This is a genomic window from Cryobacterium sp. TS_SC_7 (genome assembly GCF_056156285.1).
Genome location: NZ_CM149589.1, coordinates 1,035,470 through 1,057,050, shown reverse-complemented (window position 1 = coordinate 1,057,050; position 21,581 = coordinate 1,035,470). Strand labels below are relative to the sequence as shown.

19 protein-coding genes are annotated in these 21,581 nt (G+C 70.5%); 5 read left to right on the top strand and 14 right to left on the bottom strand.

Annotated elements, in window-relative coordinates:
* Nucleotides 1–92 precede the first annotated feature (92 nt).
* Nucleotides 93–3,647: a chromosome segregation protein SMC gene (gene smc, locus AC0J5J_RS04975; RefSeq protein ID WP_474899810.1), complete on the top strand. Its 3,555-nt coding sequence runs from the start codon at nt 93–95 to the stop codon at nt 3,645–3,647.
* Nucleotides 3,648–3,682: 35 nt separating this feature from the next.
* On the opposite strand, the gene AC0J5J_RS04970 is transcribed toward smc, so the two are convergent.
* The 11 genes from AC0J5J_RS04970 to AC0J5J_RS04920 form a co-directional block, all read right to left on the bottom strand.
* On the bottom strand, nt 3,683–4,063 hold the full coding sequence (locus AC0J5J_RS04970) for a four-helix bundle copper-binding protein (RefSeq protein ID WP_134424513.1): 381 nt from the start codon (nt 4,061–4,063) through the stop codon (nt 3,683–3,685).
* Nucleotides 4,064–4,215: 152 nt separating this feature from the next.
* On the bottom strand, nt 4,216–4,536 hold the full coding sequence (gene fdxA, locus AC0J5J_RS04965; protein ID WP_134424512.1) for a ferredoxin: 321 nt from the start codon (nt 4,534–4,536) through the stop codon (nt 4,216–4,218).
* On the bottom strand, nt 4,533–5,996 hold the full coding sequence (locus AC0J5J_RS04960; RefSeq protein WP_474899808.1) for an FAD-dependent oxidoreductase: 1,464 nt from the start codon (nt 5,994–5,996) through the stop codon (nt 4,533–4,535). Before AC0J5J_RS04960 ends, fdxA begins: the two co-directional genes overlap by 4 nt.
* Nucleotides 5,993–7,306, bottom strand: coding sequence for a uroporphyrinogen-III C-methyltransferase (gene cobA / locus AC0J5J_RS04955; protein WP_474899806.1), 1,314 nt, complete (start codon nt 7,304–7,306; stop codon nt 5,993–5,995). The genes AC0J5J_RS04960 and cobA overlap by 4 nt, the downstream gene beginning before the upstream one ends.
* Nucleotides 7,303–8,229: an ABC transporter permease gene (locus tag AC0J5J_RS04950; protein ID WP_474899804.1), complete on the bottom strand. Its 927-nt coding sequence runs from the start codon at nt 8,227–8,229 to the stop codon at nt 7,303–7,305. The genes cobA and AC0J5J_RS04950 overlap by 4 nt, the downstream gene beginning before the upstream one ends.
* Nucleotides 8,219–9,025 carry an ABC transporter ATP-binding protein gene (locus AC0J5J_RS04945; protein ID WP_474899802.1) on the bottom strand — a complete coding sequence of 269 codons (807 nt, stop codon included), beginning with the start codon at nt 9,023–9,025 and terminating at the stop codon, nt 8,219–8,221. The genes AC0J5J_RS04950 and AC0J5J_RS04945 overlap by 11 nt, the downstream gene beginning before the upstream one ends.
* Nucleotides 9,026–9,027: 2 nt before the next feature.
* Nucleotides 9,028–10,086 (bottom strand): ABC transporter substrate-binding protein, encoded by a 1,059-nt coding sequence (locus AC0J5J_RS04940; protein ID WP_474899800.1) that lies wholly within the window; start codon nt 10,084–10,086, stop codon nt 9,028–9,030.
* The gene (locus AC0J5J_RS04935; protein ID WP_474899798.1) at nt 10,083–11,426 is read right to left on the bottom strand and encodes a sulfate adenylyltransferase subunit 1; all 1,344 of its coding nucleotides are present in this window, start codon (nt 11,424–11,426) and stop codon (nt 10,083–10,085) included. Before AC0J5J_RS04935 ends, AC0J5J_RS04940 begins: the two co-directional genes overlap by 4 nt.
* Nucleotides 11,426–12,409, bottom strand: a complete 984-nt coding sequence (cysD, locus tag AC0J5J_RS04930) for a sulfate adenylyltransferase subunit CysD (protein WP_474899796.1) — start codon at nt 12,407–12,409, stop codon at nt 11,426–11,428. Before cysD ends, AC0J5J_RS04935 begins: the two co-directional genes overlap by 1 nt.
* Entirely contained in the window at nt 12,406–13,137 is a 732-nt protein-coding gene (locus AC0J5J_RS04925; protein ID WP_474899794.1) for a phosphoadenylyl-sulfate reductase, read from the bottom strand. The genes cysD and AC0J5J_RS04925 overlap by 4 nt, the downstream gene beginning before the upstream one ends.
* A complete protein-coding gene (locus AC0J5J_RS04920; protein WP_474899792.1) occupies nt 13,134–14,858 on the bottom strand; it encodes a nitrite/sulfite reductase in 1,725 nt (574 codons plus the stop codon). Before AC0J5J_RS04920 ends, AC0J5J_RS04925 begins: the two co-directional genes overlap by 4 nt.
* 553 nt (nt 14,859–15,411) lie before the next feature.
* On the opposite strand from AC0J5J_RS04920, the gene AC0J5J_RS04915 reads away from it, so the two are divergent.
* On the top strand, nt 15,412–16,896 hold the full coding sequence (locus tag AC0J5J_RS04915) for a DUF222 domain-containing protein (RefSeq protein WP_474899790.1): 1,485 nt from the start codon (nt 15,412–15,414) through the stop codon (nt 16,894–16,896).
* Nucleotides 16,897–16,966: 70 nt separating this feature from the next.
* On the opposite strand, the gene AC0J5J_RS04910 is transcribed toward AC0J5J_RS04915, so the two are convergent.
* Together AC0J5J_RS04910 and AC0J5J_RS04905 are read right to left on the bottom strand one after the other, a co-directional pair.
* Entirely contained in the window at nt 16,967–17,263 is a 297-nt protein-coding gene (locus tag AC0J5J_RS04910; RefSeq protein WP_474899789.1) for a hypothetical protein, read from the bottom strand.
* A 71-nt stretch (nt 17,264–17,334) separates the two neighbouring features.
* Nucleotides 17,335–18,045 carry a sirohydrochlorin chelatase gene (locus AC0J5J_RS04905; protein ID WP_474899787.1) on the bottom strand — a complete coding sequence of 237 codons (711 nt, stop codon included), beginning with the start codon at nt 18,043–18,045 and terminating at the stop codon, nt 17,335–17,337.
* 153 nt (nt 18,046–18,198) lie between these two features.
* Between AC0J5J_RS04905 and ftsY the strand changes: the two genes are divergently transcribed.
* Nucleotides 18,199–19,074, top strand: coding sequence for a signal recognition particle-docking protein FtsY (ftsY, locus tag AC0J5J_RS04900; RefSeq protein WP_474899785.1), 876 nt, complete (start codon nt 18,199–18,201; stop codon nt 19,072–19,074).
* A gap of 7 nt (nt 19,075–19,081) precedes the next feature.
* Nucleotides 19,082–19,585 carry a DUF2004 domain-containing protein gene (locus tag AC0J5J_RS04895; RefSeq protein WP_134425467.1) on the top strand — a complete coding sequence of 168 codons (504 nt, stop codon included), beginning with the start codon at nt 19,082–19,084 and terminating at the stop codon, nt 19,583–19,585.
* Nucleotides 19,586–19,617: 32 nt separating this feature from the next.
* Here AC0J5J_RS04895 and AC0J5J_RS04890 read toward each other — a convergent pair whose 3' ends face one another.
* Nucleotides 19,618–19,929 (bottom strand): putative quinol monooxygenase, encoded by a 312-nt coding sequence (locus AC0J5J_RS04890; protein ID WP_134425466.1) that lies wholly within the window; start codon nt 19,927–19,929, stop codon nt 19,618–19,620.
* A 76-nt stretch (nt 19,930–20,005) separates the two neighbouring features.
* On the opposite strand from AC0J5J_RS04890, the gene ffh reads away from it, so the two are divergent.
* Complete coding sequence (ffh, locus tag AC0J5J_RS04885; RefSeq protein WP_474899783.1) at nt 20,006–21,577, top strand: signal recognition particle protein; 1,572 nt, start codon at nt 20,006–20,008, stop codon at nt 21,575–21,577.
* The last annotated feature ends 4 nt before the right edge of the window (nt 21,578–21,581 follow it).

Sequence of the window (21,581 nt, the reverse complement as noted above, 5' to 3'; positions counted from 1 at the left end):
CTACCGAGCGGTGTCGGCGGTGTCCGGTACCGTGGTCGGGAGCGGCACGTCGGGCGTCCGCGGCCCGATGAGCGACGAAAGGGGGCGAACCGGTGTATCTGAAGAGTCTCACCCTCAAGGGCTTCAAATCCTTCGCCCACCCCACCACCTTCGCCTTCGAACCCGGTGTGACCTGCGTGGTCGGCCCCAACGGCTCGGGCAAATCCAACGTCGTCGACGCGCTCGCCTGGGTGATGGGCGAGCAGGGCGCGAAGACCCTCCGCGGCGGCAAGATGGAAGACGTCATCTTCGCGGGCACGTCCACCAAGGGCCCGCTCGGTCGGGCTGCCGTGACACTGACCATCGACAACACGGATGGCGCGCTGCCGATCGACTACACCGAGGTCACCATCTCCCGCACCCTCTTTCGCAACGGCGCGAGCGAGTATGCGATCAACGGGCGAACCTGCCGGTTGCTCGACGTGCAGGAGCTGCTCAGCGACTCCGGCCTCGGCCGGGAGATGCACGTCATCGTCGGGCAGGGGCAGCTCGACGCCGTGCTGCGCGCCAGCCCCGAGGAGCGGCGCGGCTTCATCGAGGAGGCCGCCGGAATCCTCAAGCATCGCCGGCGCAAGGAGAAGACCCTCCGCAAGCTCGACGGTATGCAGGCCAATCTCACCCGGTTGAGCGACCTGGCCGGGGAGATCCGGCGGCAGCTCAAACCGCTCGGGCGCCAGGCCGACATCGCCCGGGAGGCGCAAACCATCGCCGCCGTGGCTCGCGACGCGCGGGCCCGGCTGCTCGCCGACGACGTGGTCACCCTGCGCACCGCGCTCGACGCGCACGGCCGCACCGAGAGCGAGCGGCACGCCGAACGACTCGTGCTGACCGAACAACTCGAGACCCGGCAGCGCCGGCTGCAGCGACTCGAGCAGGAGCAGGTCGGCGATGCCGTCGACCTGGCACGGCGCACGAGCTTCGGCCTCGAATCCGTGCAGGAGCGCCTGCGCGGCCTCTACACGCTCGCCAACCAGCGGCTGGCCCTGCTCGGTTCGCAGGCCGAGTCCTCCAGCGTCGGCCCGAGCGTGACCGCCGCCATGCTCACGGATGCCGCGACCGAGATCGACGCGCTGCGGAGCCGCATCGACGTGGCCGACTCCGCCTGGGCCGCAGCCCGGGCAGAGACCGCCGAGGCCCGGGGTCGCCTCGACGCCCTCGATGAGCAGATCTCCGCGCAGGCCGTGCTGGTCTCCCGGCACGACCTGCAGCTGTCCCGGCTCTCCGGTGCGGCCGAGACCGCCGCCGGCCGCCTGGCATCCGTGCGCGGCGAGGTGCTGAGGCAGCAGAACGCCCTCGACGCCGCCCGCGCCCGGGTGCGGACGGCCGAGGCGAACCTGGCCGGACTCGCCGCAGACGCCGCGGCCCTCGACGCGGCCGCCCTCGACGCCGGTGAGAGCCACCCGGCGGAGGCTGCCGCGGAGGCCAGGGCCGCCGTCTCCCGGTCCGAGGCCGACGTCGAGCGTCTGCGGGAGGCGCTGCACCGCAGCGAACGTGAACGGGACGCCCTGGCCGCCCGTGCGGGGGCGCTGTCCCTGGCCCTGGACCAGAAAGACGGTTCGTCGGCGCTGCTCGCGGCGGCGCCCGCGGGCATCCGTGGCCTGGTGGCCGAACACGTGCGCGTGCGGCCCGGCTACGAGGCCGCGATCGCCGCCGCCCTCGGCTCCCTCGCCGACGCCGTGCTCGCCGACACCCGCGGCGCGGCGATCGACGCCATCGTGCGCGCCCGCACCGACGACCTCGGCCGGGTCGAGCTGATCGTGGCCGGAACGAGCGACGATGTATCCCCGGCCCGCCCCGACCTCTCCGCGGAGGCCGGATTGCTCTGGGCCGACTCGGTGATCGACGCGCCGACCGGGGTGCTCGGCCTGCTCCGGCACACGATCATCGCCGACGATCTCGACGTCGCCCGCGACGCGATGGACCGAGTCGGGCCGTCCGCCGAGGTGTCGCTCACGGTCATCACCCGGGCCGGGGACGTGCTCAGCGACTCCGTGCTGCGCGGTGGCTCCGGCGCCCGGCGCAGCCGGCTCGAGCTGGTGGCCGACCGCGATGGCGCCGCCGACTCCCTCGCCGCGGTGCGCACCCGGATCGAGCAGATCGTCGCGGATCTCGCCGCCGCCCGCACGCTGCTGACCACCCGGAAGACGCAGGCGCACGCCGCCGCAGCCCGGGTTCGGGAGCTCGAATCCCGCCAGACCGTGCACTTCGACAAAACCAACCGCGCCACCGTGCAACTCGAGGCAGCCACCGCCGAGCTGAGCCGGTTGTCCGCCGCCCTCCTGCAACAGGGTGAGGCCGTCGCCGTCGCGGAGGCCGCGAACGAGAAGGCCCGCGCCGAGCGCGACGAACAGCGCGCCCGGCCGCGCCCGGTGCTGGACACCGGGTCCCGCGACGCTCTCGATAAAGCCCTCGAGGTCGCGCGTGAAACCGAGGTCGAGGCCCGGCTGCAGGCCGAGACCGCCCGCGAACGCGTGCGCGCCGGTCAGGCGCGAGCCGATGCGCTGGTGAAGCAGCAGCACGCCGAACAGGCGGCGGCGGATGAGGCTGCCCGGCGTGCGGTCATCCGTCGTCGCCAGGTGGATGCCGCCAGCCGGGTGGCCGCGGCGCTCCCGCTGGTGCTCGCCTCGGTCGACGCCGCCGTCAGCGAGGCCCGGATGCGTCTGGCGACCGCCGAGGCCGAGCGCAGCAGCCAGAACGAGGAGCTCGCGGCGCTGCGCCGGGAGGACAGCACCCTGCGCGCCCGGCTGCAGGCCGTCACCGAGACCGTGCACGGTCTGGAGCTGGCCATCTACGAGAAGAAACTGCACCTGTCCGGTCTGCTCGAACGCGCCGTCAGCGACCTCGGTCTGACCGAAGACGTGCTCGTGGCGGAGTACGGGCCCGACCAGCCGATCCCGAGCACGAACACCGCCGACCCGAACGCAGCACCCCTCCGCTTCGACCGGGAGGACCAGCAGCGCCGCCTCGCCGTCGCCGAGCGCCGCTACGCCCAGCTCGGCCGGGTGAACCCGCTCGCCCTCGAGGAATTCGCGGCGCTCGAGCAGCGGCACCGCTTCCTCACCGAGCAGCTCACCGACCTCACCAACACGCGCCGCGACCTGCTCACGATCATCGAGGAGATCGACGAGAAGATGGGTGTCATCTTCGGCAGCGCCTTCGACGACACCCAGGCGGCGTTCGCCGAGGTGTTCCCGGTGCTGTTCCCGGGCGGGAGCGGCAGCATCCGTCTCACCGATCCCGACAACCTGCTCACGACCGGCATCGAGGTGTCGGTCAAGCCCGCCGGCAAGAAGATCGAGCGGCTCTCGCTGCTGTCGGGTGGGGAGCGCTCGCTCGCCGCTGTGGCCCTGCTGATCGCCATCTTCAAGGCCCGCCCGAGTCCGTTCTACATCATGGACGAGGTGGAGGCTGCCCTCGACGACGCCAATCTGGGTCGGCTGCTGACCATCTTCGAGGACCTGCGCGCCACCAGCCAGCTCATCGTCATCACCCACCAGAAGCGCACCATGGAGATCGCGGATGCCCTCTACGGCGTCTCGATGCGCCTCGACGGGGTCTCCGCCGTGGTCGGTCAGCGCATCGCGAAAGACGACGAACAAGCCTCCTGACAGATCGCCCCAACGGGCGTGCCGACGGCCGGTGATCAGCGCAGCACGGCCAGGAGCCGCTCACAGGCGTCGTCGACCCGGCGGCAGGCCATGGTGCAGGTCTGCCAGCCCGGATGCAGCCCGGCCAGGTACTCGCAGGCCAGCGTCGATGCCCGGGCGGCTTCACGGCAGGTCTCCAACAGGGCGACGGTCGTCGGGCCGTCCCGGCGCATATGCCACGACAGCAGCCGGCTCGTCGACGAGCACACCTCGATGCAGTCCAGGTCGGCGAGGAAGCAGCGGGTGACGTCGCCGTTGCCGTTGATGCGCAGGCAGGCATCCGCGCAATCCTCGCTCACCGCCACCAGGGCGTCGCAGGCGGCGACGCACCGGATGACCTCGGTGCGCATACTGTTCGATCCCGTGCTCACAACCATGCCGACACCGTAAACCCGGGCCGCACGCTTGTCTGGGGGCTTGCGCGCTCGGGCGGGGCTCGCCCGTGAACCAATTCGACGGAGATTTTCGGTGTAGAGCGCTCTATCGGCGTGTTCGGGGCCGGTGCGGGCAAAATCTCCGTCGAATTGGGTCAGGGAACCTGGTTGGGCAGCGCCGTGATCAGGGGATGGTCGAAGGCCTGCACGCCGGTCTTCGCGGCACCGCCGGGGGAGCCCAGCTCGGTGAAGAAGTCCACGTTGGCCCGGTAATAGTCGGCCCAGACCGTGGGCAGGTCGTCCTCGTAGTAGATGGCCTCCACCGGGCAGACGGGTTCGCAGGCGCCGCAGTCGACGCATTCGTCGGGGTGGATATACAGCGACCGCTCGCCCTCGTAGATGCAGTCCACCGGACACTCGTCGACGCAGGCGCGGTCCTTCACATCCACGCAGGGCAGGGCGATCACATACGTCACGTGGTCACCAGCACGGTCTCGGCCGCGATGGCCACCTGCTCGCCGCGCGGCACGACCTTCACCCGTTCTCGCGGCACGCCAGACTCGTCGGCGTCGCCGAGCGCCCGCTCGTGCGCGTCGAGGGCGAGCCAGCCCGACCACGTCGTGTAACGGATGCCGCGCTCGCCGAGCAGGCGCAAGATCCCGTCCCCGGCGGCGTCGCCTCCGCCGCCGTTCGAGGCCGTGGGCTCCGGCAGTTGCGCGAGGTCCTCGACCAGACGGGTCACGGTCTCCAGGGCGTCCCCCTTGGTGTGACCGATCAGCCCGACCGGGCCGCGCTTGATCCAACCGGTGGCGTAGAGCCCCGGCAGCGGGGTGCCGTCGGCAGCCAGGACGCGGCCGCCGTCGTTGGGCAACACCCCGCGCGCCGCGTCGAAGGGCAGCTCGGGCAGTGCGCTGCCGCGGTAGCCGACCGCACGGTAGACGGCCTGAACCGGGTAGTCGAGGAACTCCCCGGTGCCGCGCACGCCGCCGTCCGCGGTGGGCCGGGTGCGCTCGAAGCGCATCCCCTCGACCCGTTCGGTGCCGTACACCTCGGCCGGGCTGTGAAGGAAGTGCAGGTGCAGCCGCCGGGAGGCGCCCGTGGGCTGCCGGGTGAGCCAGCCGTTCAGGGTGCGGCTCATCACCTTGACCTGGTTGTTCGATGCGGCCAGGCGCGCCTCGGACTGTTCGTCGCGGGGGAAGTCCTCCTCGTAGACGATCACGTCCACGTCCGGTACGTCGCCGAGTTCGCGCAGCTCGATCGGGGTGAACTTCACCTGTCCGGGCCCGCGGCGACCGAACACGTGCACATCGGTGACGGGGGATCCGAGCAGCCCGGCGTGCACGTTGGCGGGGATGTCGGTGCTGAGCAGGTCGGCTGGGTGCTTGGCGAGCATCCGCGCCACGTCGAGGGCCACGTTGCCGTTGCCGATCACGGCCACGTCGGTGGCGTCGAGCGGCCAGTCGCGCGGGGCATCCGGATGCCCGTCGAACCAGGAGACGAAGTCGGCGGCCCCGTAGGAGCCCGGCAGGTCGATGCCGGGAATGTCGAGGTCGGCGTCGCGGATGGCCCCGGTCGCGAAGATGACCGCGTGGTAATGCGCGGAGAGGTCGGTGAGGTCGATGTCGGTGCCGTAGGCCACGTTGCCGAGGAATCGGATGGTGCCGGCGTCGAGCATCTCGTGCAGGGAGTTCACGATGCCCTTGATCCGCGGGTGGTCGGGTGCCACCCCGTAACGGATCAGGCCGTAGGGGGCCGGCAGGGAATCGAAGAGGTCGATGGCGACCTCATGGCCCGCGGCCCGCACCATCTGGCCGAGAATGTTGCCGGCGTAGATGCCGGCCGGACCGGCGCCGATGATGGCGACGCGCAGCGGCTGGGGCGGCTGGGGCGGCTGGGGCTGCTGGGGCGACAGGGGCGGCAGGGGCGTCCGGGTCATGAGTGGGCCTTTCGGAGAGCGAGTGCGGAGACGGTGGGACGGGCGACGGGGAGTGCCGAGGCGGGGGGAACGGAGACGGTGGGCACCGGCTCGGAGGAGCCGCGCCGGCGGGCCGGGGCGAAGTGCGGACTGAGCCGCACCACGTCGCCGACCACGACCACGGCCGGGGAGCGCACGCCCCGCTCGGCCGCCCGGGCGGCAATGGTGGCGAGCGTGCCGATGGTGACGCGCTGGTTCGGGCCGTAGCCGTCCTCGATGATGGCGACGGGGCATCCGTCGCCGCGGCTGCCGGTGGCGAGAACCCGAGCCGACCCGGCCAGGGCGCTGACGCCCATCAGGAGCAGCACGGTGTGGTCGGACCCACCCGGCAGGGCGGCGATCTGCTCGTGGCCGGTGACGACCGTGAAACCGTTCGCGACCCCGCGGTGGGTGACCGGGATGCCGGCCGCCGCGGGCACCGAGATGGCGCTGGTGACGCCGGGCACGACCTCGACCGGCACGCCGTGGCTGCGGCAGAACGCCGCCTCCTCGCCGCCGCGGCCGAGAACATAGGGGTCGCCGCCCTTGAGCCGCACGACCCGCCGGCCGGCCAGGGCGTGCTCGACCAGCAGCGCGTTGATCTCGTCCTGGGGTACCGGATGGTGCCCGGGCAGCTTGCCCACGTCGATCACGAGCACATCGGCGTCGAGTTCGCCCAGGAGCCCGCGCGGGCCGAGCCGGTCGGCGATCACGACATCCGCTTCGGCGAGCAGGCGGCGGCCGAGCACGGTGATCAGGCCGGGGTCGCCGGGGCCTCCGCCGATCAGGTGCACGGTGCCGGGGCCGGACGGGCGGCGGTGGTGCCGCAGCGGCAGGGAGCCCGCGTCGAGGCCGTCGGCCACGGCGTCCCGCAGCGCCATCGCGCGGCGCGGGTCACCGCCGGCGGACACGGCGACGGTCACATCGCCGCGGCGGGACACGGCGGGAACCCAGGCGGCCGAGGAGCGATGCTCGGCGGCGTTGACGCACCAGATGCGGGCGGCGTCGGCGTCGGCGGCGACGCGGGCGTCGACATCCGTCACCCCGGTCGCCGTGTGGGCGAGCCAGGCGCCGTCGAGGTCGTCGGTCTCATAGGCGCGCTCGCGCCAGGTGAGCGCGCCCGTGTGTAACAGGGCGCGGAGGTCGGGGCCGGCGACCGGGGCGACCACGGTGACCCGGGCGCCGGCCTGGACCAGGGCGGAGGCGCGGCGGGCGGCCACCGCTCCGCCGCCGACGACGAGCACGGCCTTGCCGGTCAGGCGCAAGCCCAGAGGGTAGAGGTCGGTGCTCATCGGTGTGCTCCAGGGTTCAGGCCGCGGCGGCGCAGCAGCCGGCGTTCCACGGGTGCGAAGACGACGAGCTCCACCAGGATGCCCACCGCGAGGATGATCAGGATGGTCGCCAGCACGGCGGGCAGGTCGGCGAGCTCGCGGCTCTGCTGCAGCATCGAACCGAGCCCGAAGCCGATCGAACCGCCCATCGCGATGATCTCCGCGGCCATCAGGGACCGCCACGAGAAGGCCCAGCCCTGCTTGAGGCCGGAGAGGTAGCCGGGCAGGGCCGCCGGCAGGATCACGAGGGTGGCGAGCTGGCTGCGGGAGGCGCCGAGCACGGTGCCCACCCGGCGCAGCTGCGGTGGCACCTGGTCGATGCCGGAGACGAGGCCGTTCGCGATCGACGGCACCGCGCCCATCAGCACCACGAAGTAGACCGTGGCGTCGGTGAGGCCGAACCAGATGATCGCGGCCGGCACCCAGGCCACGGAGGGAAGCACCTGCAGCCCGGACAGGAGCGGCCCGAGCGCTCGCCGCAGCAGCCGCCACTCGGCGAGCAGGAGCCCGAGCGGGGTGCCGATGGCGACCGCGATCAGGAAGCCGGCGCCGCCGCGGGACAGGCTCGTGGTCACCGCCTGCTGCAGCCGGCCGTCAGCCCAGAGCTCGGCGATCGACGCGGCCACGTTCAGTGGGCCGGGGTAGAGGTCGGGCCGGGGGTCGGCGATGACGGTGTAGAACTGCCAGGCGACGACCAGGGCGAGGAGGAGCAGCACGGGCGGCAGCACGCCGTCGAGGGTGCGGCGGAAAGCGCCCCGCTCGGTGAGGGGAACGGTCTGCAGGGCGTCCAGACCGGATTCGAGGCGGCGGAGTTCGTCGTGCGCAGTGGATGTGGACGCGATGGCGGTGGCGGAGCTCGTGGCGGTGTTCGTGTCAGACGGCATTGCGGCGGATCTCCTCTCGCAGCTGGTCGGTGATTTCGATGGCCAGGCGGGACACCTCGGGCGATTCGATCCGGCGGGGACCGGTGTCGTCGATCCGCCACTCGTTGACGATGCGCCCCGGCCGGCTCGTCATCAGCAGCACCCGCTGGCCGAGCCGGGCCGCCTCGCGCACGTTGTGGGTGACGAAGACGATGGTGCGGCCGGTTTCCCGCCAGATGCGTTCCAGCTCCTCATGCAGCAGGTCGCGGGTGATGGCGTCGAGGGCGGCGAACGGTTCGTCCATCAGGAGCACCTTGCGGTCCTGGGCGAGCGAGCGGGCGAGCGCGACGCGCTGGCGCATGCCGCCGGAGAGTTCGTGCGGGCGCTTGTGGGCGGCGTCCGCGAGGTTGACCAGGTCGAGCAGTTCGAGGGCCTGGGTGCGGCGCCGGGCGCGCGGCACCCCGCGCAGCTTGAGCGCGAGTTCCACGTTGCGCCCGGCGGTCAGCCAGGGGAACAGCGCCGACTCCTGGAACATGACCGCGGCGCTGCCGCTGGTGACGGTGACCGTGCCGGTCGTGGGGTGTTCGAGGCCGGCGATGATGTTCAGCAGCGTCGACTTGCCGCAGCCGGAGGCGCCGAGCAGGCAGACGAACTCACCGGGCTCGATGGTCAGGTTGATGTCCTCGAGCACGACCGGGCCGGCGACGCCGAAGCGCTTGCCGAGCCCCTCGATGCGGATCGCGGGGGCAGCGGAGGTGGTGCCCGCGGCGGCGAGGGTCGCGGGGGTGGCGACCGGGGCATCCGTTGTGGTGTTCATGGTCAGTCCCTTCCGAGTCCGGCGGCGGAGACGGCCGCTCCGCCTGCCTCAGCGAGCACCGCGTTCAACGGTGCGAGATCGAAGAGCCCGTCGAGGGTGCCCGGTTTCGCGGTACCTGCGTCAACGGCGTTCTGCAGCGACACCGGGAACGTCGCTGCATAGGGGTCGGTGGTGAACGTCACGGCGGTGAGGGCGCGGGCGAGCACGGCATCGGGCAGCGGCGTGCCGGTGTCGGCGGTCAACTTCGCGTTGATCACCGTGGCGGCCTCGTCGGGGTGGCGGGTGAGCCAGTCGACGGATGCCGCGTGCCCGGCCACGAGATCCCGCACCGTGTCCGGGTGCGCCGCCAGGTAGTCACTGCGCACGACCAGCACCGTGGTGGGGAATGCTCCATCAGGCCAGAGCGACGCCTCGTCCACGAGCACGGTGGCGCCGACCTCCAGCACCAGGCGGGAGACCCAGGGCTCGGGCAGCCAGGCGCCGTCGATCGTGCCGTTCTGGAACAGGGCGAGGGTCTGCGCATTCTCGGTGGGCACGATGTCCACGTCGCCGCCGCCCGTGGTGCTGGTCTCGAAGCCTTCGGTGGCCAGCCAGGTGCGCAGGGCGACGTCCTGCGTGTTGCCCAGCTGCGGGGTGGCGAGGGTGGTGCCGGCCAGGTCGGACGGGTCGGTGATGCCGGCGCGCACGACGAGGGCGGCCCCGCCGCCGGCGGCACCGGCGACGATCCGCAGCGACTGGCCGGCGCTCTGCACATAACTGTTCACGGCCGGGTTCGGGCCGAGATAGGCGGCGTCGATGGCTCCGGCGCTGAGGGCTTCGACGGCGGCCGGGCCGGCGCCGAGCACCTGCGTCTGCAGCACGGTGTCGCCGAGTGCGTCGGCGATGATGCCCTGTTCCAGCCCGACCAGGGCCGGGGCGTGGGTGACGTTGTCGAAGTAGCCGAGGCGGAGTTCCGCCGCCGGACCGGGGGCTGCGGCCGCGGTGCCCGCGCCGGCGCAGCCGCCGAGCAACGCCGGCAGGGCGGCGGCGACGACGAGGCCGAGGGCGGCGCGCCGGCTCACGCGGGCACCCCGGCCTCGGTCACGATGCCGGCGGCGAGGGTCGCGCCGTCCTGCGGGTGGATCACCAGGAACGCCCCGGCCCGGCGGTTCGCGGCGTACGTCTCCAGCGGGAGCGCGGTGGCCAGGCGCACCGTGACCTGGCCGATGTCGTTCACGTCGAGGCTGCCCGCCGTCTCCAGGTCCAGCGTGTCCAGGTTCAGCCGGCCGGTGACCGTGCCCAGCAGCGCCTGCACCGTGCTCGTGCCGAACTTGACCAGCATCCGGGCGCCCGGGGTCAACGGTCGAGGGTCGAGCCAGAACAGGTCGGCCGTGAGGTCCCGCACCGGTTCGGGCAGGGTACCGGCGGCACCGATCACGGCCCCGCGGGCGATGTCCAGCTCGTCCCGCAGGCGCAGCGACACCGACTGCGGTGCGGACGCCTGCTCGAGCTCCCGGCCGGCGAAGTCGATCCCGGTGACGACCGTGGTGGCTCCGCCGGGAGCCACGGTCACAGCGTCACCGACCCGCACGGTGCCCGAGGCCACCTGCCCGGCGTAGGCACGGTAATCGCGAAAGGCGTGCGCGGCATCCGGTGCCACCGCCACGGCACCCTGGGGGCGCACGACGAGCTGAACCGGCAGCCGGAAGTCCTCCACGGCACTGTCGACCTCGTCGGCGGCCGGCAGGGTCTCGAGCAGTTCGAGCAGGCTCGGACCCGTGTACCAGGGGGTGTTCGCCGAGCGGTCCACGACGTTGTCGCCGGCGAGCGCGGAAACGGGGATCACGTGCACCGCACCGAGCGCCAACTCCTCGGTGACGGCGCGCACGGCGGCGGCGACCGTGCTGAAGGCCTCCTCGTCGTAGCCGAGCAGGTCGATCTTGTTCACGGCGATCACGATGTGCGGCACCCGCAGCAGCTTCACGACCGACAGGTGCCGGCGGGTCTGCTCGAGCACGCCCTTGCGCGCGTCGATGAGCATGATCACGGCATCCGCCGTCGTGGCGCCGGTGACCATGTTGCGCGTGTACTGCACGTGGCCGGGGCAGTCGGCGAGGATGAACGAGCGCCGATCGGTGGCGAAGTACCGGTAGGCGACGTCGATGGTGATGCCCTGCTCGCGTTCGGCGCGCAGGCCGTCGGTCAGCAGGGCGAAGTCGATGCCGCCCGAGGCGCCGCCGAAGCCGCGCTCGGTGGAGGTGCGCGTGACGGTGTCGAGCTGGTCGGCGAGGATCGCCTTCGAGTCGTGCAGCAGCCGCCCGACCAGTGTCGACTTGCCGTCGTCGACCGAGCCGGCCGTCGCGAAACGGAACAGGGTGCCCTGGGCGGTGTCGGCGAGAGGGTGAGTCAGCGTCGGTGACATTAGAAATACCCGTCCTTCTTGCGATCTTCCATGGCGGCCTCGGAGATGCGGTCGTCGGCGCGGGTCGCGCCTCGTTCGGTGATGGTGCTCACGGCGATCTCGCGAACAACGGCGGCCACGGATGCCGCGTCCGAGTCGACCGCGCCGGTGCAGCTCATATCGCCCACCGTGCGATACCGCACGGTGCGGTTCTCGGTGGTTTCGGTGGCCCGGGGCGCACTCACCGGGCCCGTCGCCCGCCACATTCCGTCGCGGCGGTAGACCTCCCGCTCGTGCGCGTAGTACAGCGGGGGGAGGGCGATGCCCTCGCGCTCGATGTAACGCCAGACGTTGAGTTCGGTCCAGTTGCTGATCGGGAATGCGCGCACGTGCTGGCCCACGGTGTGGCGGCCGTTGTAGAGGTTCCAGAGTTCGGGGCGCTGGTTGCGCGGGTCCCACTGGCCGAACTCGTCGCGGAGCGAGAGGATGCGTTCCTTCGCCCGGGCCTTGTCCTCGTCGCGGCGGGCGCCGCCGAAGACGGCGTCGTGGCGGCCGGCGGCGATCGCGTCGAGCAAAGGCAGGGTCTGCAGCGGGTTGCGGGTTCCGTCGGCGCGTTCCTGCAGTCGGCCGTCGTCGATGTAGTCCTGCACGCGGGCCACCTCGAGCCGCAGGCCGAGGCGCTCCACGGTCTCATCGCGGAAGGCGATGACCTCGGGGAAGTTGTGCCCGGTGTCCACGTGCAGCAGCGGGAACGGGACCTTCCCCGGCCAGAACGCCTTCGCGGCGAGGTGCAGCACGACCACGGAATCCTTGCCGCCGGAGAACAGCAGCACGGGGCGCTCGAACTCGGCGACCACCTCCCGGATGATGTGGATGGCCTCGCTCTCGAGCACGTCGAGCTGGGAGAGGCGGTGGGCGGCGTCGGCGGTGCTGGCGGCGTCGGCGCCGCTCGAGGCGGCGGCCTGGGGGGCCGGAGCGTCGGCAAGGACAGGGAGAGCGTTCACAGGTGGAGTCCGCATTCTGTTTTCGCCAGGCTGGCCCAGCGTCCGGATCGGGGGTCGTCGCCGGCGGCGACGGGTTTCGTGCACGGTGCGCAGCCGATCGAGGGATAGCCCTGGCCGAGCAGCGGGTTCACCGGCACGCCGTGTTGCCCGGCGTAGTCGAGGATCTCGTCGAAGCTCCAGGCCGCGACCGGGTTCACCTTCACCAGGCCGTTGCGCTCATCCCAGACGATCAGCGGTGTGTTCGCGCGGGTGGGGGCCTCGTCACGGCGCACCCCCGTGAACCAGACCTCGTAGCCGCCCAGCACGCGGTGCAGCGGCTCCACCTTGCGCAGGGCGCAGCAGCGATTGGGGTCGCGGCCGAACAGCTTGGCGCCGTGGGACGCGTCCTGCTCGGCCACGCCCTGCTCGGGCAGCACGTCCACGATGCGCACCGGCAGCAGCCGGGCCACATCGTCCCGCGTGGCATGGGTCTCGGTGAAGTGGTAGCCGGTGTCGAGGAACAGGACGTCGACGCCGGGCAGCTGCCGGGACACCAGGTGGGGCAGCACCGCGTCGGCCATCGAGCAGGCGACAGCGGCGGCATCCGTCTGGAAGTTGCGGGCGACCCAGGCGATGACCGCGTCGACGGATGCCTCGCCCAGCTCGGCCGCGCCGGCCTCGGCCAGGGCGCGCAGCGCGTCGGGGGTGCGGCGGACGCTCGTGGGGGTGGCGGTGTTGTTCTCGCTCATTGCAGTGCCTCCTCGTCGGCGCGGTGGGCCCAGACGGCGAAGGTCTCCGTGTCGCCCCGGTCGGCCAGGAATCGCAGCACGATGCGCTCGACGTAGTCGGCGAGGTCGTCCGCGGTGACCTTGAGGCCGCGCACGGTGCGGCCGAGCCCGGCTTCGTCCCGGCCGACGGATGCCAGTCCGCCGCCCAGGTGCACCTGGAACCCGGGCACCTGGCTGCCGTCGGCGCCCGGCAGGAGCTGCCCCTTGAGGCCGATGTCGGCGGTTTGGATGCGGGCGCAGGAGTTGGGGCATCCGTTCACATGCAGGCTGATCGGTTGCGGCACGTCGATGCCGGCCAGGCGCTTCTCGAGTTCGAGCACCGCGTCGGTCGCGGCCTGCTTGGTCTCGACGATGGCCAGCTTGCAGAATTCGATGCCGGTGCAGGCGATGGTCGAGCGGCGGAACAGGCTGGGGCGAGCGGCCAGGCCGAGCGCGTCGAGGGCGGTGATGAGTGGCTCGACGTTCTCTTCGCTGATGTCGAGCAGCACCAACTTCTGGTGCGGCGTCGTGCGCAGCCGGGCGGAGCCGTGCTGCTCGAGCAGGTCGGCGAGCCCGGTGAGCATCGTGCCGGAGACCCGGCCGACGAAGGGTGTGACGCCGATGTAGAACCGGCCGTCGACCTGCTTGTGCACGCCCACATGGTCACCCTGCTGGGTCGGCGTCGGGGCGGGAGGGCCGTCGGGCAGCGCCTCGTGCAGGTACTCGTCTTCGAGCACCTGCCGGAACTTCTCCGGTCCCCAGTCGGCGAGCAGGAACTTCAGCCGCGCCTTGTTGCGCAGCCGCCGGTAGCCGTAGTCGCGGAAGATCGAGGCGACGCCGAGCCAGACGTCGGCGACCCTGTCAGGGGTGACGAAGGCACCCAGGCGCTCGCCGAGGCGGGGGTTGGCGGAGAGACCGCCGCCCACCCAGAGGTCGTAGCCGAGGCCGAGCTCCGGATGCCGCAGGGCGACGAATCCGACGTCGTTGATCTCGTGCACGACGTCCTGGCTCGGGTGCCCGGTCAGGGCCGTCTTGAACTTGCGCGGGAGGTTCGCGAGTTCGGGGATTCCGATGTATCTCGCCGTGATGTCGGCGATCGCCTCCGTCGGGTCGAGCAGTTCGTCCACGGCGATTCCCGCCACGGGGGAGCCGAGAACGACCCGCGGCACGTCGCCGCAGGCCTCCGTGGTCTGCAGGCCGACGGCCTCGAGGCGGCGCCAGATCTCGGGCACGTCCTCCACCCGGATCCAGTGCAGCTGGATGTTCTGCCGATCGGTGAGGTCGGCCGTGTCCCGGCCGAAGTCCTCGGAGATCTCGCCGATGACGCGCAACTGGGCCGTGGTGAGTTGGCCGCCGTCGATCCGCACCCGCAGCATGAAGTACTTGTCCTCGAGCTCGTGCGGTTCGAGCGTCGCGGTCTTGCCGCCGTCGATGCCGGGCTTGCGCTGCGTGTACAGCCCCCACCACCGGAATCGCCCGTGCAGATCGGTGCCCTCGATCGAGTCGAAACCCTGCTTGGAGTAGATCTCCTCGATCCGCTCCCGCACGTTGAGCCCGCCGTCTTCCTGCTTCCAGGCTTCGTTTCCGTTGAGCGGGGCCGTGCCGTCGACCTTCCACTGCCCGTTCGGCCGGGAAGCCGGGCGAGGGGGACGCGCAGGCCTGGTCGCTGCTGTCTGACTCGTTTCTGTCTGACTCGGTGACACGGTGGGCTCCTCCTCGTGGTCGCGGTGTCGGCTTCACGAGATGCCGAGCTTGCGTGGGGGAAAACGTACCGAGAACGAGGGCAGGGCGACGCTTCCGGCCGTAACGGCCGGTCACGCGCCGTAGCGAACCGTCACACAGTCGCGCCGTTGTGCTGCCCCCTCTACGGTGTCCCGCCGTCCCCGCCTCCCCGGTCCGGGCGCACCCTGCGGAAGCAGGCGCACGTTAGAACACCCGCCGCGAACCACAACCTGCGCCCCGAGACCGAGCCGCCCCGGTGGTCGAGCCTGTCGAGACCCCGCGAGTCGCCCTCGGTGGTCGAGCCCGTCGAGACCCGGCGAGCCTCCCTCGGTGGTCGAGCTTGTCGAGACCCGGCGCCCCGCCCCTCGGTGGTCGAGCTTGTCGAGACCCGGCGCCCCGCCCCGCTCCCGGTGGTCGAGCCTGTCGAGACCCGGCGAGCCGACCCTTGACTGCTTAGTACACAACTTCGAGTATCTGTCTATAAATATATGACAGACTCTCGACTACGCGTACTAACTCTGCTATTCTCAAACCATGACCACCACCGCAGACGACCTCAGGCAGGCAACGGATGCCGTCGCCCGCCTGGGCTCCTCCTGCGCCGACTACGAGGCCCTGCCCGACGCCGAGGTGCTGGCCGGGCAGAGGCAGATCGCGGCCGCGCGCCGCCTCTTGGACGCCCGCTCCGCCTGGATGGCGGCGACCATCGCCCGTCGCTCTCGGCCCGAGCTCGGCCACTCCGGTCTCGCCGCGCAGCAGGGGTTCCTCTCACCGGAGGCGCTGATCCAGACGGTGACCGGCTCAACCAAGAACGACGCGTTCAAACTCGTCGCCGTCGGCACGATGATGGCCGAAGTCGAAGCGGCGGAGAAGCTGGTCGAGGCGGCCGTGGAGTCGCCCGACAGCGATCCCGGTGTTGTCGCCGCTTTCGAGGCGAAGGTGCCGTGGCAGGCGCCGATCGCCCGGGCCGTCACCGAGGGCACTCTCTCGGTCGATGCGGCTGAGTCGATCCGTTCCGGCCTCGGCCAGATCGACGCGGCGGTCACCGCCGAGAAGCTCGGCACCGCCCTGGAGTCGCTCCTCATTGAGGCCGCGTCACTGAACGCCGACCAGGTCTTCAAGCTCGCCCGGCGTCTGCGCGACCAGCTCGACGAGGCCGGCATCGCCGCCCGCGAGAAGCAGGCCCACGACGACCGGTTCCTGCGGGTCTATCGACTGGACAACGGCAAGGTTCGCCTCAACGGCCTCTTCGCCCCCGAAGACGGCGAGTTCGTGCTCTCCACGTTCGACTCGATCACGAGCCCTCGCCGTGGCGGGGTGCGGTTCGTCGACAAGGAGAAGGCCGCCTGGGCGAAACGTGTGCAGGATGACCCCCGTACCACGGAGCAGATCGCCGCTGACGCCCTGGTTCAGCTGCTGAAGATCGCTGGGGAGGCCGACCAGGGCCGCGTCTTCGGCGGGCGCCGCCCCGCGGTGCGGGTGATCGTAACCGAGAAGGCCCTGAAGTCGGGCCAGCCGGCCCCCGGCCAGGCTGCCCAGGGCGGACCGGTTACGGCCGAAGCCGCCGAAACCCTCGAAGCAGCCGCCGCCCACGGGCAGATCGAGGGCAACCCCGTCCCGATATCACAGGAGACCATCGACCGGTTGCTCTGCGACACCGGAACCCGCGGCATCCAGGTCGACGACACCGGGCAGATCATCAACGTCGGACGTGACCAACGTCTCTTCACCGAAGCGCAGCGCGCCGCGATGGGGGTCCGGGACGGAGGCTGCCGCTGGGTGGATTGCGACCGATCACCTGCGTGGTCTGAGGCGCACCACATCAACGGATGGCTCGCGGACAACGGCTACACCGACCTTGCCGACGGGGTGCTGCTCTGCCACCCGCACCATCTGCTCCTGCACAACCAGCACTGGAGCATCATCCGCACCGGAAACGACTACTGGCTCAAGCCACCCGTCGACGTCGACCCGGAACAAACCCTGATCGCACTGCCCAGCAAGCGCGCGACCCTGTAATCCCCAGGTGGGGCCACAGGGTACGTTTGCCGTCTTTGCTGTCCGTGCCTCCACCAATCGGGAACGCAAGTCACGCTTCCGGGGCCGCCCGCCGGGGCGCATCGCCGATCCCGAGAGTGAGGGCGCCGAGAGCTTTCACCGCCGGACCATCGACGAACACGTTCACGCCATTGGCGATCATTCCCGCAATCAAGGAGAGGTTGACCAGATCCAGCACCTCCTGGGTCTCCTCGGTGAGGAACGGCACCACCTGCCACCCTGGCCATACGTTGACCGCGTAGAACAGCAGAGAATTGATCACGAGGGCGATCGCATAGCCCAACCGCCGACCGGGGCGGGAGGGGCGGGGTCCGGCATCCGTTGACATGGTTGCAGTGTCTGGCCGACGCGTCGGCCGTTCTAGGACCGAAAGTCCCCGGAGATTTCTACATCGTGGCTTCAGACCGCGCTGAGATACCGGCTGACCACTACGTCGACGAGATACAACGGTGCCGGTTCGTCGGGTACCAGGAGCGGCCGGGTCACGACATCCGCCCCGGACTTCTCGACCAGACCCTGGAAATACCCCGGAGCCAGCAGATAGCTGCTCGCGACGATGCGACGACCGGGATTCTCAATGCGCGTGCGCGTGACCATGCAGGCCAGCGGAGGGCGGACCGCCGAGAGGAACCCGAGGGCGATGACACGACCGGATGCCGCGGCGAGCCCCGCCGCCACGGCTCGGCAGTCCGCGACGGCCCGGGCATCACTCGACCCTGCGACGGCCAGCACGACCACATCATCGTCCGCGAGGCCGGCTTCGTCGAGCCGCTGCCGCAGGAGGGCGATGAGCCGGTCGTCCGGGCCGAGGGCAGAGCCGAGCACCACCTGGCGCACGGTCTCGGCGCGCACGGCATCCGTCAGGTCCACGTGCACGTGGTACCCGGCCGAGAGAAGCAGCGGCACCACGACGGCGGAACGGCTCGGCTGCAGTGCGGCCAGGGTTTCCGAGGTGTCCGGGTGCTGCACATCGACGAATCCGAGAGCCACAGTCAGTTCCGGATGCGCGTCCGCGACCGCACGCATCAGCCCGGCGACGGCTGCCTGGCCGTGCGGCGAAGACGTGCCGTGGGCGATGCCGACGAGTGCGGGGGAGGTCTGGGCTGTCACCCCACCATTCTGCCGGGTCGGGGTCGCCGTGTGACCGTACATGTCAGACGTCCGGTGGGGCCGATCTCGTCGTGCGCGCACCCTGCGCCGCAGCGCGCGTGGCACGCCACCGGCAGAGCGGCGCAGCCACCGCGCGAGCCATAGGCTGTAGGTATGGCAGAACGCACCCCCTGGTCTCTTTCCGGCGCACTGCGCGGAATGTTCGCGAAGAAGACAATCGACGCGGAGACCTGGGACGACCTCGAAGACGCGCTCATCCAGGCTGACTTCGGGCCCAGCATCACGGAGGCCATCGTGGCCGACCTGCGCGTCAAGGTCGCCCGGTACAACACGACCGACCCGACCGACCTGCAGCGGATGCTTCGAGAAGGCCTCGAGGAACGGCTCTCCAAGCTCGACTCCACCCTCAACCTCAGCGCGCGGCCCGCCGTCGTGCTCGTCGTGGGCGTCAACGGCGTCGGCAAGACCACGACCATCGGCAAGTTCGCGAAGTTCCTGCGCACGTACAACCGCAGCGTGCTGATCGGGGCCGCCGACACCTTCCGCGCGGCCGCCGTGGAACAGCTCGCCACCTGGGCCGAACGCGCGGGCGCCGACATTGTGCGGCCGCAGGCGCACGGCCAGGACCCGGCATCCGTCGCCTTCCAGACGGTCGAGCGAGCCCTGAAGGACGGCACGGAGATCGTCATCATCGACACCGCCGGGCGCCTGCAGACCAAGGGTGGTCTGATGGACGAGCTGACCAAGATCCGCAAGGTGATCGAGAAGCAGACCCCGATCGCCGAGGTTCTCCTGGTGCTCGACGCGACGACCGGCCAGAACGGGCTGGCCCAGGCCGAGGCCTTCATCCAGCATGCCGGCGTGACCGGGCTCGTGCTGACCAAGCTGGACGGATCCGCAAAGGGTGGCTTCGTGCTGGCCGTGCAGGAGAAGACCGGCATCCCCATCAAACTTGTGGGCCAGGGTGAGGGCATCAACGACCTCACCGGTTTCACGCCGCACGTTTTCGCACAAAAACTCGTCGGATAGGAAAGCCATGACCATCGAACACGACTTCTTCGGAATCCTCGGCAGCGACGACGCTGGCGAGGTCTACTGGTCGGACACGGCCGAACTGGGTGACCAGGACGTACAGATCGACCTCAGCTCGCCCGACGAGGAGTCCGTCTCCACGGAGGCGCTCGACATCGCCGCTGCCATGGTCAACGCCATCGAAGAGCTCGACTCTCAGGCCCGCGAATCGCTTGTCGCCGACCTGAGCAAGGAGGCCTCGATCACGAGTGCCTACATCACGACCGAGCTCGACGAAATGGATCCCGAGGTGCTCGACGACGCCCTGATCTGGGATTCCGGCGACAAGCAGATCGACTTCCTGCGGTCCATCCAGCTGCAGCGGATCGGCTTCCACCCCCACCACTTCCGCAGCGAAGAGCACTTCGCGGTGCTCGAATACTCGATCAGCCCCGATGACACCGATGCCCTGCTCGTCGTCACGATCGACGTGCACGGCGACCCTGTGCTCATCGCTGTCGAGCAGTAACCGGGCCGTCGACCCGGCGGGGGAGAGCCTCCCTACTGAATAGTGCCCTTGGCCGGCTCGCCGAGCGGCACGTTCTGCAGCACCTTGACGTCGGTGGGCACGGCGAGGGCGTCGTCGGTGAGAGCGCCGAGCCGGGCGATACCCGCGCCCGTCGCGTGCACAGCCAGGTCGGCGGGGCTGGCCCAGCGTTCGACCATGACCACCAGGTCTCCGTCGGTGTGAGCGGCGTACAGCTCGCAGCCCGGCTCGGCGTGCACCAGAGGGGAGACCACGGCGAAGGCGTCGAGGATCTCCTGGCTGCGACCGGGCTTCGGGGTGAGGATGGCGACGACGACAACGGACATGGTGACTCCTGACTTCGAGTGCGGTTTGCGCACCCGAACAACCGTAGGCTCCGCGACCGGTTAAACTAAACGCATCATGGCTACTTTTGGAAACCTCTCAGATCGCCTGGCCGAGACGTTCAAGAATCTCCGCACCAAGGGCAAGCTCAGCGCGGCGGATGTCGACGGCACCGTTCGCGAGATCCGTCGGGCGCTGCTCGACGCCGACGTCGCCCTCGAGGTGGTCAAGGACTTCACCGGCAAGGTGCGCGAGCGTGCCCTCGGCGACGAGGTCAGCAAAGCGCTGAACCCCGCTCAGCAGGTCGTCAAGATCGTCAACGAGGAACTCGTCGAGATCCTCGGTGGCCAGCAGCGCCGGCTCGAATTCGCCAAGAAGCCGCCGACCATCATCATGCTCGCGGGCCTGCAGGGTGCGGGTAAGACCACCCTCGCCGGCAAACTGGCGAAGTGGCTCGTCAAAGACGGGCACACCCCGATCCTGGTCGCATCCGACCTGCAGCGCCCGAACGCGGTCACCCAGCTCGAGGTCGTCGGTGCCCAGGCGGGCGTGCCCGTCTACGCGCCGGAGCCCGGCAACGGCATCGGCAACCCGGTCACGGTCGCCCGCGACGGCGTGAAATTCGCCCAGCAGAAGATGCACGACGTGGTCATCGTCGACACCGCCGGGCGCCTCGGCGTCGACGCCGAGATGATGAAGCAAGCCGCGGACATCCGTAAGGCCATCGATCCCGACGAAGTGCTCTTCGTGATCGACGCGATGATCGGCCAGGATGCCGTGGCCACCGCCAAGGCGTTCCAGGACGGCGTCGACTTCACCGGTGTGGTCCTGTCCAAACTCGACGGCGACGCGCGAGGCGGCGCTGCCCTGTCGGTGGCGTCGATCACCGGTCGTCCGATCATGTTCGCGTCGACCGGTGAGAGCCTTGACGACTTCGAGCCGTTCCACCCCGACCGGATGGCCAGCCGCATCCTCGACCTCGGTGACATCCTCACCCTGATCGAGCAGGCACAGGGTGCCTTCGACGAAGACGAAGCCCGCAAGATGGCGGAGAAGTTCTCCACCGACAGCTTCACCCTCGACGACTTCCTCGGCCAGATGCAGCAGTTGCGCAACATGGGCTCGATCAAGAAGATGATGAGCATGCTCCCGGGCGCCGGCGCCATGAAGCAGCAGCTTGAGAACTTCGACGAGCGCGAGATCGTGCGCACCGAGGCCATCATCCAGTCGATGACCAAGGCCGAGCGCACCACCCCGAAACTTCTGAACGGGTCCCGCCGGCTGCGCATCGCGCGCGGTGCCGGCTCCACCGTCACCGAGGTGAACCAGCTCGTGTCCCGGTTCGAGCAGGCCGCCAAGATGATGAAGACGGTCGCCAAGGGCGGCATGCCCAACATCCCCGGTATGGGCCCGGTTCCCGGCGGAATGGGCGGCGGCGGCCGCGGCAAGCCGCAACCCAAGAAGAAGGGCTCGAAGTCTGGCAACCCGGCTAAGCGGGCGGCGGAGAATCTGGCCCTCGCGTCCGGCGAGAAGGCGGCCCTGCCCGCGGGTGCCGGCGGCGGCACGGGCTTCGGCCTCGGCGGCTCCAAGAAGGCCGGCGGACCCACCGAGGACGAGATGGCCGCGCTGCAGAAGATGCTCGGCCGGTAGCACC

Bases quoted from the DNA above. Each gene is read 5' to 3' on its own strand.
- ffh (WP_474899783.1), top strand. From the start codon at position 20,006: ATGGCTACTTTTGGAAACCTCTCAGATCGCCTGGCCGAGACGTTCAAG.
- AC0J5J_RS04950 (WP_474899804.1), bottom strand. From the start codon at position 8,229: ATGCCGTCTGACACGAACACCGCCACGAGCTCCGCCACCGCCATCGCG.
- cobA (WP_474899806.1), bottom strand. From the start codon at position 7,306: ATGAGCACCGACCTCTACCCTCTGGGCTTGCGCCTGACCGGCAAGGCC.
- ftsY (WP_474899785.1), top strand. From the start codon at position 18,199: ATGGCAGAACGCACCCCCTGGTCTCTTTCCGGCGCACTGCGCGGAATG.
- AC0J5J_RS04945 (WP_474899802.1), bottom strand. From the start codon at position 9,025: ATGAACACCACAACGGATGCCCCGGTCGCCACCCCCGCGACCCTCGCC.
- AC0J5J_RS04960 (WP_474899808.1), bottom strand. From the start codon at position 5,996: ATGACCCGGACGCCCCTGCCGCCCCTGTCGCCCCAGCAGCCCCAGCCG.
- AC0J5J_RS04890 (WP_134425466.1), bottom strand. From the start codon at position 19,929: ATGTCCGTTGTCGTCGTCGCCATCCTCACCCCGAAGCCCGGTCGCAGC.
- AC0J5J_RS04910 (WP_474899789.1), bottom strand. From the start codon at position 17,263: ATGTCAACGGATGCCGGACCCCGCCCCTCCCGCCCCGGTCGGCGGTTG.
- AC0J5J_RS04915 (WP_474899790.1), top strand. From the start codon at position 15,412: ATGACCACCACCGCAGACGACCTCAGGCAGGCAACGGATGCCGTCGCC.
- AC0J5J_RS04935 (WP_474899798.1), bottom strand. From the start codon at position 11,426: ATGTCACCGACGCTGACTCACCCTCTCGCCGACACCGCCCAGGGCACC.
- AC0J5J_RS04970 (WP_134424513.1), bottom strand. From the start codon at position 4,063: ATGGTTGTGAGCACGGGATCGAACAGTATGCGCACCGAGGTCATCCGG.
- AC0J5J_RS04925 (WP_474899794.1), bottom strand. From the start codon at position 13,137: ATGAGCGAGAACAACACCGCCACCCCCACGAGCGTCCGCCGCACCCCC.
- AC0J5J_RS04895 (WP_134425467.1), top strand. From the start codon at position 19,082: ATGACCATCGAACACGACTTCTTCGGAATCCTCGGCAGCGACGACGCT.